17 protein-coding genes, 2 pseudogenes and 1 riboswitch are annotated in these 17,404 nt (G+C 53.3%); of the genes and pseudogenes, 11 read left to right on the forward strand and 8 right to left on the reverse strand.

Annotated features, from left to right (window positions below; all coding sequences use genetic code 11):
* Nucleotides 1-8 precede the first annotated feature (8 nt).
* From KFS80_RS13530 to KFS80_RS13550, 5 genes are read left to right on the forward strand one after another with little or no spacing between them, the layout of a single operon-like run.
* The gene (locus KFS80_RS13530; RefSeq protein ID WP_131670585.1) at nt 9-1,292 is read left to right on the forward strand and encodes an arsenic transporter; all 1,284 of its coding nucleotides are present in this window, start codon (nt 9-11) and stop codon (nt 1,290-1,292) included.
* A gap of 16 nt (nt 1,293-1,308) precedes the next feature.
* Nucleotides 1,309-1,779, forward strand: a complete 471-nt coding sequence (locus KFS80_RS13535) for an arsenate reductase ArsC (RefSeq protein ID WP_131670586.1) — start codon at nt 1,309-1,311, stop codon at nt 1,777-1,779.
* Nucleotides 1,780-1,826: 47 nt separating this feature from the next.
* Nucleotides 1,827-2,540 carry an arsenical resistance protein ArsH gene (gene arsH / locus KFS80_RS13540; protein ID WP_131670587.1) on the forward strand — a complete coding sequence of 238 codons (714 nt, stop codon included), beginning with the start codon at nt 1,827-1,829 and terminating at the stop codon, nt 2,538-2,540.
* A 20-nt stretch (nt 2,541-2,560) separates the two neighbouring features.
* Nucleotides 2,561-2,983: an arsenate reductase (glutaredoxin) gene (gene arsC, locus KFS80_RS13545; protein WP_131670588.1), complete on the forward strand. Its 423-nt coding sequence runs from the start codon at nt 2,561-2,563 to the stop codon at nt 2,981-2,983.
* 37 nt (nt 2,984-3,020) lie between these two features.
* A complete protein-coding gene (locus tag KFS80_RS13550) occupies nt 3,021-4,094 on the forward strand; it encodes an ArsO family NAD(P)H-dependent flavin-containing monooxygenase (protein ID WP_131670589.1) in 1,074 nt (357 codons plus the stop codon).
* A 26-nt stretch (nt 4,095-4,120) separates the two neighbouring features.
* On the opposite strand, the gene KFS80_RS13555 is transcribed toward KFS80_RS13550, so the two are convergent.
* Nucleotides 4,121-4,672: an arsinothricin resistance N-acetyltransferase ArsN1 family B gene (locus KFS80_RS13555; protein WP_131670590.1), complete on the reverse strand. Its 552-nt coding sequence runs from the start codon at nt 4,670-4,672 to the stop codon at nt 4,121-4,123.
* Nucleotides 4,673-5,480: 808 nt separating this feature from the next.
* Here KFS80_RS13555 and KFS80_RS27400 point away from each other — a divergent pair.
* A pseudogene (locus KFS80_RS27400) lies at nt 5,481-6,251 on the forward strand (MCP four helix bundle domain-containing protein); the annotation flags it as partial.
* Nucleotides 6,252-6,380: 129 nt separating this feature from the next.
* Nucleotides 6,381-7,109: a methyl-accepting chemotaxis protein gene (locus tag KFS80_RS27405; RefSeq protein ID WP_442968582.1), complete on the forward strand. Its 729-nt coding sequence runs from the start codon at nt 6,381-6,383 to the stop codon at nt 7,107-7,109.
* Between the two features lie 323 nt (nt 7,110-7,432).
* Here KFS80_RS27405 and chrA read toward each other — a convergent pair whose 3' ends face one another.
* Entirely contained in the window at nt 7,433-8,653 is a 1,221-nt protein-coding gene (gene chrA / locus KFS80_RS13565; RefSeq protein ID WP_372242223.1) for a chromate efflux transporter, read from the reverse strand.
* 591 nt (nt 8,654-9,244) lie between these two features.
* On the opposite strand from chrA, the gene KFS80_RS13570 reads away from it, so the two are divergent.
* The 3 genes and pseudogenes from KFS80_RS13570 to KFS80_RS13580 all read left to right on the forward strand — a co-directional run bounded on the left by KFS80_RS13570 (nt 9,245) and on the right by KFS80_RS13580 (nt 12,221).
* Complete coding sequence (locus KFS80_RS13570) at nt 9,245-10,732, forward strand: SulP family inorganic anion transporter (protein ID WP_131670592.1); 1,488 nt, start codon at nt 9,245-9,247, stop codon at nt 10,730-10,732.
* Between the two features lie 11 nt (nt 10,733-10,743).
* Nucleotides 10,744-11,595 carry a universal stress protein gene (locus tag KFS80_RS13575; protein WP_131670593.1) on the forward strand — a complete coding sequence of 284 codons (852 nt, stop codon included), beginning with the start codon at nt 10,744-10,746 and terminating at the stop codon, nt 11,593-11,595.
* A 92-nt stretch (nt 11,596-11,687) separates the two neighbouring features.
* Nucleotides 11,688-12,221 (forward strand): annotated as a pseudogene (locus KFS80_RS13580) (NUDIX hydrolase).
* A 112-nt stretch (nt 12,222-12,333) separates the two neighbouring features.
* On the opposite strand, the gene nhaA reads toward KFS80_RS13580, so the two are convergent.
* From nhaA to KFS80_RS13610, 6 genes are all read right to left on the reverse strand, one after another.
* Complete coding sequence (gene nhaA, locus KFS80_RS13585) at nt 12,334-13,536, reverse strand: Na+/H+ antiporter NhaA (RefSeq protein ID WP_106115699.1); 1,203 nt, start codon at nt 13,534-13,536, stop codon at nt 12,334-12,336.
* 310 nt (nt 13,537-13,846) lie between these two features.
* Nucleotides 13,847-14,377 carry an inorganic diphosphatase gene (gene ppa / locus KFS80_RS13590; RefSeq protein WP_131670594.1) on the reverse strand — a complete coding sequence of 177 codons (531 nt, stop codon included), beginning with the start codon at nt 14,375-14,377 and terminating at the stop codon, nt 13,847-13,849.
* 2 nt (nt 14,378-14,379) lie between these two features.
* On the reverse strand, nt 14,380-14,733 hold the full coding sequence (locus KFS80_RS13595) for a DUF190 domain-containing protein (RefSeq protein WP_131670595.1): 354 nt from the start codon (nt 14,731-14,733) through the stop codon (nt 14,380-14,382).
* 10 nt (nt 14,734-14,743) lie between these two features.
* Nucleotides 14,744-15,127: a fluoride efflux transporter CrcB gene (crcB, locus tag KFS80_RS13600; protein ID WP_017337059.1), complete on the reverse strand. Its 384-nt coding sequence runs from the start codon at nt 15,125-15,127 to the stop codon at nt 14,744-14,746.
* A 138-nt stretch (nt 15,128-15,265) separates the two neighbouring features.
* A riboswitch (Fluoride riboswitch) is annotated at nt 15,266-15,327 on the reverse strand.
* A 144-nt stretch (nt 15,328-15,471) separates the two neighbouring features.
* Nucleotides 15,472-15,807, reverse strand: a complete 336-nt coding sequence (locus KFS80_RS13605) for a hypothetical protein (protein WP_131670596.1) — start codon at nt 15,805-15,807, stop codon at nt 15,472-15,474.
* Nucleotides 15,808-16,280: 473 nt separating this feature from the next.
* Complete coding sequence (locus KFS80_RS13610) at nt 16,281-16,763, reverse strand: helix-turn-helix domain-containing protein (RefSeq protein ID WP_131670597.1); 483 nt, start codon at nt 16,761-16,763, stop codon at nt 16,281-16,283.
* A 230-nt stretch (nt 16,764-16,993) separates the two neighbouring features.
* Between KFS80_RS13610 and KFS80_RS13615 the strand changes: the two genes are divergently transcribed.
* Nucleotides 16,994-17,386: a DUF6957 family protein gene (locus KFS80_RS13615; protein ID WP_131670598.1), complete on the forward strand. Its 393-nt coding sequence runs from the start codon at nt 16,994-16,996 to the stop codon at nt 17,384-17,386.
* The last annotated feature ends 18 nt before the right edge of the window (nt 17,387-17,404 follow it).

A 17,404-nucleotide genomic window follows, 5' to 3' on the forward strand; every position in this document is an offset into this window, starting at 1 on the left:
TTAATGAAATGCTGATTGCCGTATTGATCTTTATCGCCACCATCGTCCTTGTCATCTGGCAGCCCAAGGGGCTTGGGGTGGGCTGGAGTGCGATGTTCGGTGCCATCGTGGCGTTGCTGGCAGGTGTCGTTACCCTTGCCGACATACCAGAGGTTTGGCGCATTGTCTGGAATGCCACTGGGACTTTCATCGCGGTCATCATCATTAGTCTGCTGCTTGATGAGGCAGGTTTTTTCAAGTGGGCTGCGCTGCATGTGGCCCGATGGGGAGGCGGGAGCACCCGCAAGCTGTTCGCATTTATCGTCCTGCTGGGCGCAGCGGTGTCGGCCCTGTTCGCCAATGACGGAGCAGCATTGATCCTCACACCCATTGTGATCGCGATGTTGCTGGCGTTGCGTTTTTCTCCTGCGGCCACTTTGGCATTCGTCATGGCAGCTGGTTTTATCGCCGATACGGCGAGCTTACCGCTGGTGGTTTCCAACCTGGTCAACATCGTCTCTGCCGACTACTTCGATATCGGCTTCAACGAATATGCTTCGATCATGGTGCCGGTAAACATCGTCAGCGTGGCGGCGACATTAGCCATGCTGTTATGGTTTTTCCGCAAGGATTTACCAAAGACGTATGACCTCAACCAACTGGACAATCCGGACGAGGCAATCCACGACCGGGCCACTTTCGTAGCTGGCTGGTGGGTGTTGGCACTACTCCTGATCGGCTTCTTTGTCATTGAGCCACTGGGGGTGCCAATCAGCGCCATTGCAGCAGTCTGTGCATTCATTCTTTACATCATCGCGGCTCGTGGTCACGCCATCAATACAAGCAAGGTACTCAAAGAGGCGCCATGGCAGGTAGTGATCTTTTCTTTGGGTATGTACCTGGTTGTTTATGGTCTGAAGAACGCCGGTCTGACCGACCACATTGCACAGATCCTGAACGTGTTCGCCGGTTATGGCGTTTGGGGCGCGTCCCTTGGTACAGGGCTGCTAACAGCGTTGCTGTCTTCGATCATGAACAACATGCCCACCGTTCTGGTAGGTGCCTTATCCATTCATGCCGCTGAAGTCGATGGTGTAGTCCAGCAAGCGATGGTTTACGCCAACATCATCGGCTGCGATTTGGGCCCGAAGATCACTCCAATTGGGAGCTTGGCAACTCTGTTGTGGCTGCACGTGCTCGCCCGGAAAAACATAACGATCAGTTGGGGTTACTACTTCAAGACTGGGATCGTGCTGACCGTACCCATCCTCGTCGCCACATTGTCCGCCCTGGCACTGCGCCTCAGTTTCTGAATCAAGGAATCGTCTGATGAAAGTCTTGTTCATGTGCACCCACAACAGCTGCCGCAGCATTCTGTCCGAGGCGCTTTTCAACCACTTGGCGCCCGAGGGTGTAGAAGCAGTCAGCTCAGGAAGCTTTCCCAGTGGCCGGGTGAATCAACGGGCATTGCAAACGCTGGAGGCGGCGGGTATCTCCACGGCGGGCTTGAGCAGCAAGGCTTCGGATGCTTTTGAAGGCTCACCTCCAGACATCGTGATCACTGTCTGTGACCGGGCAGCGGGTGAGGCATGCCCAATCTTCTTTGGGCCAGCTTTGAAGGCGCATTGGGGTCTGGCCGACCCGTCTGACGCTAGCGGTTCGCAAGCCGAGATCACCGCAGCGTTTGAAACCACACTCGCCAAAATTCACGAGCGCGTGAGCGCGTTTCTTGCGCTGCCACTGAAGACCATCAGCGCTGAACAGTTGAAAGCTGAACTGAACCGCATCGGTTCGCTTTAAAGATCAACCGAGGCGGCACCCAACCAGGCGCCGCCTTAGGAGTTTATATGCAAGACACATTGCCGAACGTACACGCCGACCTGATCGACATTCCGTCGCTGGAGCAACTGTCGCCTCGCACGCCTTCGCTCCATAAACCTCGCATTCTTCTGCTGTATGGATCAACGCGAGAACGCTCATTTAGCCGATTAGTCACGCAAGAGGCGGCACGCCTGCTGAATGAGTTTGGTGCTGAAACCAAGATCTTTGACCCAGCGGGTCTGCCGCTGCCGGATGACGCTCCCGACACACATCCCAAGGTCGCTGAGCTGCGCGAGCTGATGCAATGGTCTGAGGGGCAGGTATGGTGCTCCCCTGAGCGTCACGGCTCCATGAGTGCAGTATTCAAAGCCCAAATTGACTGGGTTCCGCTGGCGATAGGTGCTGTACGACCTACGCAAGGAAAGACCCTTGCAGTGATGCAGGTATGCGGTGGCTCGCAATCTTTCAACGTGGTTAATCAGCTGCGCGTACTGGGCCGATGGATGCGGATGTTCACCATCCCAAACCAATCTTCGGTTGCCAAGGCATTTACCGAGTTCGACGAGGCAGGTCGTATGAAGCCGTCCTCGTACTACGACCGTCTCGTGGACGTGATGGAAGAGCTGATGAAGTTCACCCTGCTTTTGCGGGATCGCCAGGATTATTTGGTTGATCGGTACTCCGAGCGTAAAGAGTCCGCCGAAGAGCTTTCCAAACGCGTCAACCAGCGCTCCATCTAACGTCATTACGAGGAAGCGATATGAGCCAGATCACGATCTACCACAACCCAGAATGCGGCACCTCTCGCAACACCTTGGAGTTGATCCGTAACAGCGGGGAAGAACCGACGGTTATCGAGTACCTGAAGACCCCGCCTGATCGCACCACACTTGCAAGGCTCATCGGGGATATGGGTATCGGGGTGCGGGCTCTTTTGCGTATCAAAGGAACTCCGTACGAAGAGCTGGGATTGGGTGAAGCTTCGCTGACGGACGAACAGCTCATCGATGCCATGATGGCTCACCCTATCCTGATCAATCGCCCCATCGTCGTGACGCCTTTGGGGACGCGTTTGTGTCGTCCGTCAGAAGCTGTGCTCGATTTGTTACCGCAAGAGCAGCATGGGAGTTTCGCCAAAGAGGACGGCCAAGTGGTCATTGATGAGCACGGTCGCAGAGTCTGATACGACGACGGTGAGGTGCCGCGATTGAGCCTGGAGGATGCTGGTGAGTCAGAATTCGAAACTTGATGTTGTGGTCATTGGCGGTGGTCAATCAGCGCTCACAGTCGCCTATTTTTTGAAGCGGTCAGGCTTGTCTTACGTGCTGCTCGATGCGGAGTCGGCACCAGGAGGAGCCTGGCGGCATGGCTGGGACTCGCTGCGACTCTTCTCTCCATCGGCGTGGAGCTCGATTGCGGGCTGGCCGATGCCTGCCGTATCAGAAGAAACGCCTCAACGTGATGATGTTATCGACTATCTGACTCTGTACGAGCGTCGATATGACTTCCCCATCATCCGATCCACCAGGGTGACCCGTGTCGAGAAAATCGAAGAAGGATTACGGGTTGTCTCCGGGGATAGATACTGGGATGCCAAAGCAGTTATCAGTGCAACAGGCACCTGGAGCCGCCCATTTACCCCAAGCTATCCCGGACAGGAGTTGTTCGTAGGGCAGCAGCTTCATTCCGCTCATTACGTTGGGCCGGATGAGTTTGAGGGGAAAACCGTCCTTGTCGTGGGTGGCGGCAACTCGGGAGCCCAGATTTACGCCGAGGTATCTAAAGTGGCTCAGGCAACCTGGGTGACTCAAGAGGCTCCAAAGTTTCTACCTGATGAGGTTGATGGGCGCGTCCTGTTCGAACGAGCTACTGCTCGATTGAAGGCGCAACAGGAAGGTGTGGAGCCTGAACAACCCGCTGGGGGGCTGGGCGACATCGTAATGGTGCCATCGGTGAAGGACGCTCGTGAACGCGGTGTATTGAGCGCAGTACGGCCATTCACGCACTTCACTTCAACAGGCGTTGTCTGGTCATCAGGAGGCGAAACAACGGCGGATGTCGTCATCTGGTGCACTGGGTTTTCCCCAGCGCTCGACCACCTAAACAGCTTGGGCATTGTAGGCCAGGATGGCAAAGTGGCTGTGAACGAAAACCGGAGTGTTGCTTCACCCAATCTGTGGCTGGTGGGTTACGGCGATTGGACGGGGCTCGCCTCTGCGACATTGATCGGAGTAACCCGCACCGCTCGAGATGTAGTCAAGCAAGTGCAAAGCTATCTCATAAGCGAATCCTAGTGGCTCGCAACGCAAATCGAGTGAGCCTACTGTAATGCGACTTCCAGCTGGGGGAAGAGAATAGGCTCCAGTGGCGGAGTTGCCTGGCACAGTCCGAGCCGCCAGTAGCCGACGTCGTGCCATTTCCCAAGCTTGAAGCCAACCTCCGGATATGTACCGATATGGACGAATCCCAGCGACTCGTGCAGACCCACACTGCCTTCATTGGGCTGAGCAATTCCAGCGTAAGCTGCGCGAAATCTCTGTTTTTCAAGTATAGGAAGCAAAGTCTCATAAAGCTTACGGCCAACGCGCTGTCGGCGAGCCGATTCAGCTATGTATACCGTCACGTCCACCGCCCACCTGTAGGCCGGACGTGCGCGGTGCTGGCTGGCATAGGCGTAGCCCTTGATCTCCCCACCGTCTTCGGCCACAAGGTAGGGATATGTCTGAAGCGTTGTAGCTATTCGCTGAGCGATTTCCTCAGCGCTTGGCGGAATCTCTTCGAAGGAGATCGCTGTTTTAGAAACGATGGGGGCGTAAATGCGCTGTATGGCTACAGCATCTGCTACCGCCGCCGTACGGATTTTCAAAGCCATGTATGTCGTCCCTGATTCGAAAGCTGAACATTACCCTTTTTAGATCAGCCTTGGACATGCTCGAGATAGAGAAATGTTACGGGCGCTGCCATTCGCCTAAGTAGGGCAGATGGGGCGTCTGCAACGATTTGGTCGGAACTACGTCCACATACTTGCATTTCTTCTTAGTAGCCTTTAGAGCCGCTTGCCCAGCAATCAACGAGATCAACGTATCAGCCTAGTGAATCAACTCAATAATTTCCCCTCAAACCCATCCCCAACCGGAGAGTGCACATCGAACTACGAGACGCTTTTCGATACCATCATATTGTTTACTGGGTTTGCTCCAACGCTCCATCATCTGGGCAATCTACGAATCGCTGGTAATGACGCCAAAGTCGTCGTGTATGAAATTCGAAGTGTCGCCTCATTTGATCTGTGAATGGTGGCTTATGGAGATTGGGCGGAGCTTGCCTGGTCTACATTGATCGAATTAACACTCGCCGCTCTGAATATAGTGAAGCAAGTGAAAATACCTCACTGGGTGATGGCGAAAGCACTCATATGCAATGCGAATACCCTATAAATGATTTACTAGGTTATTACTTGGTAAGCGCTAATTTAAAATTTCTATATGTTCAAATGAAGCATGCCCTAAATCCTATTTCGGTCGACGCCTCCGCATAAATCCTCAATGCTCACATTCAGAAACATAATATCTAAAATAGAAGGCCAGCCTTCTCGAGCTACATTGAATTGCCCGACGAACGGTGCTCAAGCTCGCGTGGCGATTGACGACATTGCTGATAATTCACACGAGGCTCTAATTATGATACTGCGCAAACTCAACCTTGCTCCGCGCTCGGCTCTATGCTTTGGTTTCTTTTGCCTTATGATTATTGCACTTGGGATCATCGCCCTTAAGCAGACGTCAAGTTTGAAGGATTCTGAAAGTTTCGTTGAAACGAATGTTGTTCCCAGCATATCCATACTTGGGATAATTGACAGGGAGTTTGTAAGCATCAGAGGTAGCAACGCACGGTTGCGCAACCCTGTAGAGCCCGCAAGTCGCAAAACTCAAGCTCTAGAGGAATTAAATAAGGCTAGAGTTAATATCCAGAATTCGCTGACGAATTTGCAACCTCTAATCGTAACCCCGATAGGCAAGCAGAAAATTGATGAGCTTTCAAAAAGCCTTGCCAGCTATCAAACTGTTCAAGATCAATACTTATCTCTAATTTCCTCAGGAAGTTTAGATGAGGCAGTCAAGCTTTCCAGCGAGTCGATGAAACAATCTGCTGATGCTGTTGAAGGCCATATCGAAGAAATGATAGACGTTAATAATAACAAAGCTAAACGAGCCGGGGAGGAGGCGAGTCAAACTTATGAGCAAGCTAAGTTAATCGTTGGGGCATTTATATTGATAAGTACCTTGGCAGCTATTGCACTGGCCTTGATGTACACCCGGAGTATTACCAGCCCGATCAGCCAATTACTAGCTATTGCCGAGCGCATTGCTAAAAACGATCTCACCGGAGTTATCGAAGCTCAAGGACACGATGAGGTGGCTAGACTTATGCGAGCTTTAAGTGTAATGCAGCATGGTCTACGAAATACCCTTTCTTTGATATCTGATTCCTCCAACCAGTTGGCTTCGACGTCTGAAGAAATGCATGCTGTCACCGAAGACGCAAATAAAGGCATGCTGCGTCAAAATAACGAAGTTGAAATGGCAGCCACTGCCGTCACTGAGATGAGTGCAGCGGTAGAAGAGGTAGCTAGAAATGCCTCGCAAGCCTCTGAAGCAGCCAATCGATCCAACTCCGCCGCGTTGGCTGGTCGTGCACGCGTCGATGAAACCGTGCAGGCCATCAGCCTGATGGTCGCAAATGTTGAAGACGCATCCCAAGAGGTACAAGGGCTCGCCGTAATGGCCACCGACATCAGCAAGGTTTTGGATGTGATACGCGCTATCGCCGAACAAACCAATCTTCTTGCGTTGAATGCGGCTATCGAAGCCGCTCGTGCGGGTGAGGCGGGTCGAGGCTTCGCAGTAGTCGCTGATGAAGTCCGAGCTTTAGCTCATCGTACTCAGCAATCAACCAGTGAAATTGAGCAGATGATCAGCTCAATTCAAAAAGGCACTGGGTCTGCTGTGTCTGCAATGACTCACACAAACACCCAAGCCCAGAAAACACTGGACACTGCTCAAGGCGCTGGTTCCGCGTTGGTGGAGATTACCGAATCTATCGACAATATTACTGAGCGCAACGTTTTGATTGCGACCGCATCGGAGGAGCAGGCTCAGGTTGCAAGGGAGGTAGATCGCAGCCTGGTGAGTATCCGTGATCTTTCAAATCAAGCGGCAGAGGGCTCAAGTCAGACAGCTATTGCAACGTCCGAACTCACAAAACTAGCGGTCGAGTTGAACAGGCTGGTAAAGCAGTTTCAAATGTAGTTATAGCCCTCTTTACTGGAGCGTTACGTGCATAAACTATCAATTTTTATCAGGTAGTTCGCAACTTTCAAGTGGGGTTTAGGTGCTCCGGGCCTGCGGAGCACCGGTAGCTCGACTCTTTGATATCCGCCGTGGGATTGCCATCCTGTAGAAGTAGAACGTATCTGGGATTGATGAGCAGGCTGAGTTGGAGGATCGCTGGAGTCACTCACGCTGAGCTTAACAGTGTGTTGCAGTCAACGTCTGCTTGAGCGCGGTCGCAAAAATTGTGGGCACAGCGACTACCCAAAATTCGAGGCAAGCACATATCTGTTTAACCGACCTCAAAACTCTATGCTGAGTAACCATCCGAGAAGACCTCCCACCAGGACGACCAACCATGGAGGAACCTTCCAGAACATCAAAGCCACAAGCGCTATCAGCGCCAAGCCAAAGTCTGTAGGAGTCAATATGGCGCTCGTCCAGACTGGATTATACAAGGCTGCCAGGAGAAGACCTACAACTGCTGCGTTTACGCCTGAAAGTGCGGCTTGGGTGCGTAAGCTTTTCCGCAGTTGCTCCCAAAATGGCAACACGCCGATTACGAGCAAGAACGAAGGAGCAAAAATTGCAACGACGCACGCGGTAGCCCCGAGCCAACCAGAAGGTTGGGCATTCATGGACGCGCCAAGAAATGCTGCGAATGTAAAAAGCGGGCCTGGTACGGCCTGTGCTAAACCATATCCGGCAAGAAACGTGTCATTGGCTACCCATCCGTTCGGTACGGTAGCTGACTGAAGCAACGGCAGCACAACGTGCCCACCTCCGAAAACTAATGACCCAGTACGGAAAAAGACGTTTACCACAGCTAACGCTTGAGAGGGCCACACTTGAACCAGTAATGGCAAGCCAGCTAACAGGCCGAAGAACAGCAGCAATAACACCGCACCGACTTTCCTGCTCACCGATATCGGCAAAGACTCCGTAGTTTGGCTCTGATGGGTTTTGAAGAGCATCAATCCTATGACGGCACCGAAGAAAATCACGCCAATCTGCCCCCAAGCATGCGGCCAAAGCAGTGCAGCATAAGCAGCAAACACGGCGACGGCTATTCGAGGGGCATCAGTGCAAAGACTACGGCCCATTCCCCAGACGGCTTGAGCAACGACAGCCACTGCAACAATTTTAAGACCATGTAAAAGACCGCTCGGAAGAGCCCGTCCCCACGAGGACATGCCCTGAGCGAATAAAACCAGGATTGTTGCCGAAGGCAATGTGAAGCCTGCCCACGCAGCTACTGCTCCAGGAACCCCGGCACGAGATAGTCCTAAACCTATTCCAACCTGGCTACTGGCGGGCCCCGGTAAGAACTGGCACAGAGCAATCAAATCCCCATAACTACGCTCGCTCAGCCATTGGCGTCGAGCGACAAATTCTTCGCGAAAGTAAGCTAGATGTGCAATCGGGCCTCCGAAGGAGGTGAGCCCTAGGCGCAGAAACACCAGAAAAACCGCCCAAGGGGAGTCAGTCGTGACGGCCTTTACACTATCTTCGGCTGCCAATATCCATCCCTCCCAAAATGACTGCTGCACAAAACCAAATACTTTGGAGCCAACGGTATATAGGCTAACCGATGGCCTTCCTTAGGCATACGCGGCTAGCCCTGCGAGTGGATCAGAACTTGGTTTCATAATGATGTACCAACTCAGCGAAAACCAGTTCGAGCTCTAAGCGGGTCTCGCGAGATGCTTACCGCTTTCACCGTTGCCACCCGTAACAGAGCCATACTTGCAAATTAGACGTTGCTCAAAAACCAACTCTTCAGCTACCTCTCTTTTAGCATTAAATGTTCGTGGAGCTTGACACTGGGTCGCGATCAAGGGTGGATTTACTGTATACTGCCTGCTCTGCATACCCTTGAGCTACAGGAACACTCGCATGACTGTACTCCAAACGATCTACTGGCAGCCTACGCCGCCTTAGCGCTACGCCCCCTCGCAACATCCTGCTTCCGCTAGCCTCGCTCGCGGGTGCGCACTGCTGTACGCCTGGTTTTACACCTTAAGCACACAGCAAAAAATCCTCAAAATTTGAATTTGTATCGATTCGCTCGCCGTTCCCTTGGCGTGCGCGATGCTTTGCCTTGGATATTTTCTATGCTGCAAAAACTTAGACAAACGTGGTTTTCCAATGTCCGTGGCGACGTGCTCGCGGGGTTAGTGGTCGCACTCGCGCTTATCCCTGAAGCAATTGCCTTTTCCATCATCGCCGGTGTAGACCCCAAAGTCGGTCTCTACGCCTCATTCTGTATCTGTGCTGTCATCGCCTTTGTCGGTGGGCGCCCCGGAATGATCTCGGCGGCTACCGGCGCCATGGCACTGCTCATGGTTACGTTGGTTAAAGAGCACGGACTTCAGTATTTGCTGGCCGCGACCCTTCTATGTGGCGTACTTCAAATCCTTGCCGGCTACCTGAAGCTTGGCTCGTTGATGCGGTTCGTTTCACGGTCGGTAGTCACCGGTTTCGTAAACGCATTGGCGATCCTGATTTTCATGGCGCAGTTGCCGGAACTTACGAATGTCACCTGGCGCGTCTACGCCATGACGGCAGCGGGCCTCGGGATCATCTACCTGTTCCCATACGTACCGAAGATCGGCAAGCTGATTCCGTCACCGTTGGTGTGCATCCTGACGCTGACTGCCGTCGTCATTTACCTCGGTTTGGATATCCGCACCGTCGGTGACATGGGCCAACTGCCGGATACGTTGCCGATTTTCCTTTGGCCCGAAGTGCCGCTGAACTTTGAAACCCTGCGCATCATTTTCCCGTACTCGGCTGCCTTGGCCGTAGTGGGTCTACTCGAGTCAATGATGACCGCGACCATCGTCGACGACCTTACCGATACCACCAGCAACAAAAACCGCGAGTGCAAAGGCCAGGGTGTGGCCAACATCGCTGCCGGCATGCTTGGCGGCATGGCAGGTTGCGCCATGATCGGCCAGTCGATCATCAACGTGAAATCTGGTGGCCGCACCCGTCTCTCGACATTGTGTGCCGGCGTTTTCCTGCTGCTGATGGTGGTATTTCTTGGCGAATGGCTCTCCAAAATCCCTATGGCGGCACTCGTGGCTGTGATGATCATGGTGTCCATCGGCACCTTTAGCTGGGATTCTTTGCGTAATCTGAAAGAGCATCCGCTGTCGACCAACCTTGTCATGGTGGCGACCGTCGTGGTCGTCGTGGCTACTCACAACCTGGCCTACGGCGTACTGGTAGGTGTGCTGCTAGCTTCGCTGTTTTTTGCCAATAAGGTTGGGCACTACCTGGATATCAAGAGCACTCTGGAAGAGACGGAATCGCATCGGACTTACCACGTCGTGGGCCAGGTGTTCTTTAGCTCTGCGGACAAGTTCACTGAAGTTTTTGACTTCAAGGAAGCTCTCAACAAAGTCACCATCGATCTCACACAGGCGCATTTCTGGGATATCACCGCCGTCGCAGCCCTAGATAAGGTCGTGATCAAGTTCCGACGTGAAGGGGCTGAGGTTGAAGTGCTAGGTCTCAATGATGCCAGCGCAACAATCGTTGACCGCTTCGGCGTTCATGACAAACCCGGTGCCATCGACAAGCTCATGAGCCACTAAGGAGAACAACAATGACCCACGTAATGGCGTGCATTGATAACTCACAATCCTCACTGGCGGTCTGCGATTACGCAGCATGGGCCTCGCAACGACTCAGCGCTCCCCTGACCTTGCTTCATGTGCTGGATAAGGAGAAATATCCTGCATCCACTGACCTCAGCGGCAATATCGGTCTCGGTAGCAGAGAACATCTACTGGAGGAGTTGGCCACGCTGGATGCGCAGCGTGCAAAACTGGCCTTGGAGCATGGGCAGCACATGCTTGAAAAAGCTCGCGAGCGAACAGTCATCTCTGGCGCCATGTCACCTGATCTGAAGCAGCGCCACGGCCATCTCGTCGAGAGCCTGAGCGATCTCCAAGACGACATTCGATTGCTGGTGATTGGAAGAGTCGGTGAGGACAGCGCGCGCAGTGCCCAAAGTCTTGGCAGCCAGATTGAAGCGGTAGTCCGAACTATCCACCGCCCCATCCTGATTACAACCAGCCATTTCAGAAAACCTGAAACGGTCATGGTGGCATTTGACGGCAGCGCTGCAGGCCACAAGACCGTACAGATGCTTGCTTCAAGCCCGCTATGCGAGGGCCTGCCAATTCATATCGTCATGGTTGGTACGGACTCTGAAGAAAATCAAAACGAGCTGGAGAAAGCACGAGCCACACTTGCCTCTTCTGGCCTGCTAGTGCATGCCGAGATCCACCCAGGCGAAGTAGAGTCGGTACTGCATGCGTATCAGGCAGAGCATGGCATTGACCTCCTGGTCATGGGTGCGTACGGGCACTCACGCATCAGGCAGTTTCTTGTAGGCAGCACGACCACGACGATGCTGCGGACATCCACTTTACCCGTATTGCTGCTTCGCTGAGCCAGTGCCACTGGCCACAGTATTTCCAGAATTGCGGAAATGCCGTGGCCACCCTGGACGATGACTAACTGATCTTGCGGTAACGAAACTACATGCAACTCATAACTGAAATTGTTCACCCCGAGCTGAAATCCAAACAGGGCAGAGTATTCCGTCGACATGCAGCACGCGGCATCGTGATGCGGGATGAACAGATCCTGTTGCTGTTCACCGAGCGCTATAACGACTTCAGCTTTCCTGGAGGCGGTCTTGATGGTGACGAGAGCATTGTCACAGGCTTGAAGCGTGAGCTTGAGGAAGAGACTGGTGCCCGTGAAATACAGGTGCTCCAGCACTACGGTTACATCGAGGAGTACCGGCCCTATTGGAAGCCACAGTACGATCTGATGCACATGACCTCGCATTTTTATCAATGCGAAGTCGCGCCCCAGCTAGCGCCCGTAAGAATGGAAAGCCACGAAATCGCTAATGGTATGCGGCCTGTCTAGATCAACCTGCATGAAGCCATAACGCATAATGAAGCCGTGATGCAGCGTCAGGAGTCATCGATGGGGCAGTTCATTCAGCGCGAAACGTTCATGCTGAAAAAAATCGCGTCCGAGTTGATGCCGCCAATCAGCCTTTGAGGGGATATTTCAGCAACTTGTGGCGTAAAGCACGATGACCTCGCTTCGCGAGACGATGTTCCGGCCACAGGATTTCTGTCAGGGAGAAACTCCGTGGCCGGCTCGCTTACGCTTATTTAGAAACCGTGGCGGCGACAATGGCGGGCGCAGCGCTGCGTCGCAAAATCAGGACTCCACCGATTGCAGCCAGGGTCGAACCAATCAACACGCCGACTTTTACCTCATCGATCAGGTGAGCTGATCCAGCAAACGCCAGGTTTCCGATGAACAGGCTCATGGTGAAGCCGATGCCACACAAGAGCGCAACGCCGTAAAGCTGTGCCCAATTGCTGCCTTCCGGCAGTTTGGCCAAGCCCATACGAATGGCCAGAGCAGCCAATAGGAAGATGCCAATCTGCTTGCCCACCAACAAGCCGAGCGCAACACCCAGCGGAACCGGATCGACTAGGTTTTCCATCGAAATACCGGCCAATGAAACACCCGCATTGGCGAAGCCAAAAATCGGCACCACAGCGAACGCTACCCACATATGCAGCTTTTCTTCTAGGAACAGCAGTGGAGACCGGGCTTCCTCTTCAGGCTTACCCATTGGAACGCACAGCGCTACAGCGACACCCGCAAGGGTGGCGTGCACTCCCGATTGCAGCACGAAGAACCACAGCACACCACCTACCAGCAGATACGGGAACAATCGTCTGACGCCCAATCGATTCATTGCGATCAGAATGGCCAAGGTTGCAAGCGATGCCAGCAACATCGGCATGGAAAGACCAGAGGTGTAGAAAAAGGCAATGATGACTACAGCACCCAGGTCGTCAATGATCGCCAAGGCGGCGAGGAAGACCTTCAGCGACGTAGGGACTCGCCTCCCCAGCAACGACAAGACGCCCAAGGCGAATGCGATGTCGGTAGCGGCTGGGATAGCCCACCCCTTCAAAGTCTCAGAATTACCCCAGTTGATTGCGATGTAGATCAGCGCAGGCACAACCATGCCACCTAAAGCACCAAACCCCGGCAGGGCGCGCTGGCCCCAAGTAGAAAGCCCACCTGCCAGAACCTCTCTTTTGATCTCTAGGCCGACCATCAGGAAGAAGATGGCCATGAGGCCATCATTGACCCAATGCTCCACAGACATGCCCAACCAGACACTGTGCAAGGCGGCAAAATAACCTTGCGAGAGAGGCGAGTTCGCCACGATTAGGGCCGCGAGTGCTGCGCCCATCAGTACAAGACCGCCAGCGGATTCCGACGATAGGAAGCGAGCCAGAATCGCGGCTGCTCTAGGGGTTTCTGCGGGAGCTCTACTATGAGTCATCAGTGTCCTTGCGCTTTGATCCAAAGCGATTATTTTAACATCCGAGGTTTACCAGCGCGGCAGGGCACATAGCCTGTAACGATTTACACCGAGCCTTAATCAGCCTTCAGTGTGTTCCCAGGCACGGGCTCGCTCATGAAACGTAGGAGCGCGCTCCAAGCACATAGCCTCACTAGGCGAGCGAGCATCGATCCTTCTTTACAGGCGTGTGGCTCCTCGGATATTTGATGATTGAAGCAACTGAGGCCCAGCATAAATGCACGCACCTCAGCGCGATCCTACGACAGTGGCATTTGAATCTGGAGTAAGCCTATTTGGGGATATACGCCGCTACCGACTTGCGAATCTCTTCCCGCGCCTCATCCGCGCTCCCCCAACGCCCCATCTTCACCCACTTACCCGGCTCCAATGCTTTGTAGTTTTCGAAGAAGTGCTGGATCTGTGCGAGGAGTAACGCAGGGAGGTCTGAGCACTCTTTCACGTCGGTGTACATTGAACTAAGTTTTTCATGAGGCACTGCGATCACCTTGGCATCCGCACCAGCTTCATCCGTCATGTAGATCACACCAACCGGGCGACTGCGGATGACAACTCCAGGTGAGACGGGATATAGGCAAACCACCAGGACGTCCAGCGGATCGCCATCGTCGCTCAGCGTGTTCGGGATAAACCCGTAGTTGGCCGGGTAGAACATCGGCGTGCTGAGGAAGCGGTCAACAAAAATTTGTCCGCTCGGCTTGTCCACTTCGTACTTAATCGGCAAGTGGTTTGCAGGAATCTCGATAACGGTGAAAAAGTCATCGGGGATGGCGTTGCCAGCTGGGATGTCCGCGTAGCTCATGTTCATAGCTCCGAAGTTGTGGAGGGTGTTGAGCTGGAAGGTGTTTTTCCAAGGGTGCCCATCTCGATTGGCGTCTTCGTGAAAAACACCGATATTTCCTCAGAGTCCAATCGTTTGAACAATCGTTTTGCCTCATCTTCCGTGATTGCAAAGCGAATCTCCGTGGGTTGATCCGCCAGCTCAAAAAAGTGCGATGAATGCAGTTTTCCTGTGTGCCCAAACCCTTCGATTCCGGTGCAGAGCGTGGCGCCTCGCAACCCCATTTCTTTAGCCACGTCGACGATCCATTCGCCTAGCATCTTTCCCTGATAACGACGGTTTTGTTGGGTGAAGAAAACGACCATATAGCCTTTCATTTCTATCTCCTCAGCGAGTACCAATCATTTGGTAGGACAGAAGCCCGGCAGCGGTCATCGCTAACGAGCCTGCAACGTGCAACGAAATTGAGCCAAGCGCCCATACCAGTCTGCCCTCCTGAATCAAGGCAACCGTTTCGGCTGAAAATGTAGAGAAGGTAGTAAGCCCACCACAGAAGCCCGTGATGATCAGGAGACGCCACTCTGGACTAAGGGTAGGGGAAGCGGCCAAGAAGGCGATGGCCAGGCCGATGATGTAGCCCCCAACCATGTTCGCGACCACAGTACCTGGAGGAATCGTAGGAAACAGAGCATTCAGTTTCATGCCCAATATCCAGCGCAACCAGGCTCCAAGTGAAGCGCCAACGGCGATGACCATTAATGACTTCAGCATGGCGAGCCCACCTCATCAGACCTGAGTGGACTAACTCGCAAGCGGCTCGCGCTGAAAGAAAAGGGAAACTCGGAGGGTAAGATCATAGCCTGTCCTAAAATGGAGGACAGGGAGACGCACCTACGCACCCTGTCCAGGGTTCACGTAGGCATCATCAGCACGAAGGCGGTTAAAGGAGGAATGCCATCTCCTGATCTGATCCTATAGCATCAGCGCCAATGGCATCAAGAGGCATCAAGAGCAGTTGCATGTAAGCGATCTGAAGGCCCTTTAGCCATGCAAGATGTTTGATCAATGATCCATGTACGGGCCGACCCTTTGCACGATTAGGTCATTTGGCGCATTTACATGGATTTAACCGATACCACTTCCACGTACTTGTACTTCTTCCTAGCAGCCTTCACAGCCTCCTGCTCAGCAAGCAATGAGCTCAACGTATCAGCCTCGTGAATCAACTCGACCATTTTCCCTTCAAACTCGTTTCCAACGCGTAACGTGACCCTCAACCTGGGCGTGAATGCTTTCGCTACTTTCTTCTTGGCTGCTGGAGCGACCACCGGTTTCGCGAGCACAACTTCTTCCACTGGCTCCTCTACTACAGGAGCAGACATCTGCTCCTCGGACTGAGGCGTACCGAATAACGCACGACGCATTTCTTCTTCAGTTAATTCAGAGTTCATAGAACATCTCAAAGGGGGCCGTAATCAGCTCGACGAATTCTACTAGGATGGCTGCTCCAGCGTGTCCTCTGGAAGTATGTATGAATCACCCGTTGCTCGACCTACATTCCTAGATCGACCTCGAGCCTGGCCCCCTTCAAGCTGGGCGGCAGCTTTTCGACTGGCATGGCCTTCAACAACTTGTCGGCGAGATGCTCCGCGTGAGCCGAATAGATCGCGATCCTGTCTGGCTCTAGTGGCCTGTAAGGTACTACCGCACCGACAGATGCTTGGGCAATTCTCAGTATATTCAGCACGTCATTGCTAATGTGAAGACTTTCCAGGTACTCGACGGTTGCGCGTGCTCGCGGCTCTGCCTTTGTCCATAGTTCGACAACGATGTGATGAAGCCCTACGGGCCAAGGTGTTGCAGAGCACTCTTCCACAGCAAACCTTCTTGGGACATTTTCAGCCTGGTGCTGGTCATCCAGAAGTCACGGCTGTTCGGGCTTGGTTGTTTTCAAATACCTACGAACAGTCGCTTCAGAAAGCCCCAACCTTTCCGCGATCTCAGCAACAGAAATTCCCCACTGCTTCAATCGATTGGCCTCAATGGTATTTCTAGCCGCATCAGGACGAGCTGGCCGCCCAGGACGTGGCTTTCCAGTTCGAGCCTGCGACTCAATCTCAAGATCGATCCCTGCCTTCCTAATTCTTGCGAGTTGCTTCGTAAGACGTTTCTGACCGTCCTTGAATGACTCGTGATTTTGCATGGAGGTCGCCATCAGCAGGAGCGTAGCCGGATCGAGGTCTAGGATCCCGGCGAGCCTCACCAGGACGTCGAGTCCAATACTGACTTCTCCGCGCTCTATACGGCTGAAATGAGAGCGCCCAAGATTGTTGATGTCCTCTTGGGACAGACCTTGGCCTCTGCGAATTCCACGAACCACGACAGCCAGTGCTTCTGCCGCATCCATCGGTATTTTCCCCAACCAAATCTGAGGATAAAGCCACACCCAGTCGCTTCATAACACGCCCAATCAGGTTCGTTATGATTGCCTTGGGGCTTATCTAGAGGTTTAATAGCTTTACCCATGCGCCACGGCCACGAAAAAGCAGCCCTGTCGTGGATCAGCCAAGCCATCGTGAACGGCGGGCAGAGAGAGTTGAATTGTCAATTTGATGGTAATTACTGAGGGGAAGCCTTATGGCTAGCGTCGTAGAACCCGACTTTATGAAGGGGCCACGTACACCACTGGAAGGCCTGTCGAGCAGCTCTGATGCACGAGCGCTGGCGAACCAACGTTTTCCCGAAAAGCCTTACTGCTTGGTTCGAGACTGGACAATATTTCGCATTGAAGTCACCCGCGACGAACTCTTCAAATGCCAAGCAGCGGGCCAGCTCCCGATGATCCTGTTTGCTCACAACGTGGCAGAGGACAGCCAAGGTCGTTTCGAACGCGGCGATTGGGTTCGTTCAAGCATGTGCACAGGTCTCCACGACGGTGTTGCGTTCGAGACCAGAAACTCTATTTACGTGTTGATTGGCCCTGGTCATGAACAGCTCGCGAGCCTGAAAGACGTTTTCTCCCTCTTTTAACTGCGCTCTATATCGGAG

Source organism: Pseudomonas rustica (genome assembly GCF_018336155.1).
Classification (GTDB): Bacteria; Pseudomonadota; Gammaproteobacteria; order Pseudomonadales; family Pseudomonadaceae; genus Aquipseudomonas; species Aquipseudomonas rustica.

Bases quoted from the DNA above. Each gene is read 5' to 3' on its own strand.
- KFS80_RS13530 (WP_131670585.1), top strand. From the start codon at position 9: ATGCTGATTGCCGTATTGATCTTTATCGCCACCATCGTCCTTGTCATC.
- KFS80_RS13535 (WP_131670586.1), top strand. From the start codon at position 1,309: ATGAAAGTCTTGTTCATGTGCACCCACAACAGCTGCCGCAGCATTCTG.
- arsH (WP_131670587.1), top strand. From the start codon at position 1,827: ATGCAAGACACATTGCCGAACGTACACGCCGACCTGATCGACATTCCG.
- arsC (WP_131670588.1), top strand. From the start codon at position 2,561: ATGAGCCAGATCACGATCTACCACAACCCAGAATGCGGCACCTCTCGC.
- KFS80_RS13550 (WP_131670589.1), top strand. From the start codon at position 3,021: ATGCTGGTGAGTCAGAATTCGAAACTTGATGTTGTGGTCATTGGCGGT.
- KFS80_RS13555 (WP_131670590.1), bottom strand. From the start codon at position 4,672: ATGGCTTTGAAAATCCGTACGGCGGCGGTAGCAGATGCTGTAGCCATA.
- KFS80_RS27405 (WP_442968582.1), top strand. From the start codon at position 6,381: ATGGCAGCCACTGCCGTCACTGAGATGAGTGCAGCGGTAGAAGAGGTA.
- KFS80_RS13570 (WP_131670592.1), top strand. From the start codon at position 9,245: ATGCTGCAAAAACTTAGACAAACGTGGTTTTCCAATGTCCGTGGCGAC.
- KFS80_RS13575 (WP_131670593.1), top strand. From the start codon at position 10,744: ATGACCCACGTAATGGCGTGCATTGATAACTCACAATCCTCACTGGCG.
- nhaA (WP_106115699.1), bottom strand. From the start codon at position 13,536: ATGACTCATAGTAGAGCTCCCGCAGAAACCCCTAGAGCAGCCGCGATT.
- ppa (WP_131670594.1), bottom strand. From the start codon at position 14,377: ATGAGCTACGCGGACATCCCAGCTGGCAACGCCATCCCCGATGACTTT.
- KFS80_RS13595 (WP_131670595.1), bottom strand. From the start codon at position 14,733: ATGAAAGGCTATATGGTCGTTTTCTTCACCCAACAAAACCGTCGTTAT.
- crcB (WP_017337059.1), bottom strand. From the start codon at position 15,127: ATGCTGAAGTCATTAATGGTCATCGCCGTTGGCGCTTCACTTGGAGCC.
- KFS80_RS13605 (WP_131670596.1), bottom strand. From the start codon at position 15,807: ATGAACTCTGAATTAACTGAAGAAGAAATGCGTCGTGCGTTATTCGGT.
- KFS80_RS13610 (WP_131670597.1), bottom strand. From the start codon at position 16,763: ATGGATGCGGCAGAAGCACTGGCTGTCGTGGTTCGTGGAATTCGCAGA.
- KFS80_RS13615 (WP_131670598.1), top strand. From the start codon at position 16,994: ATGGCTAGCGTCGTAGAACCCGACTTTATGAAGGGGCCACGTACACCA.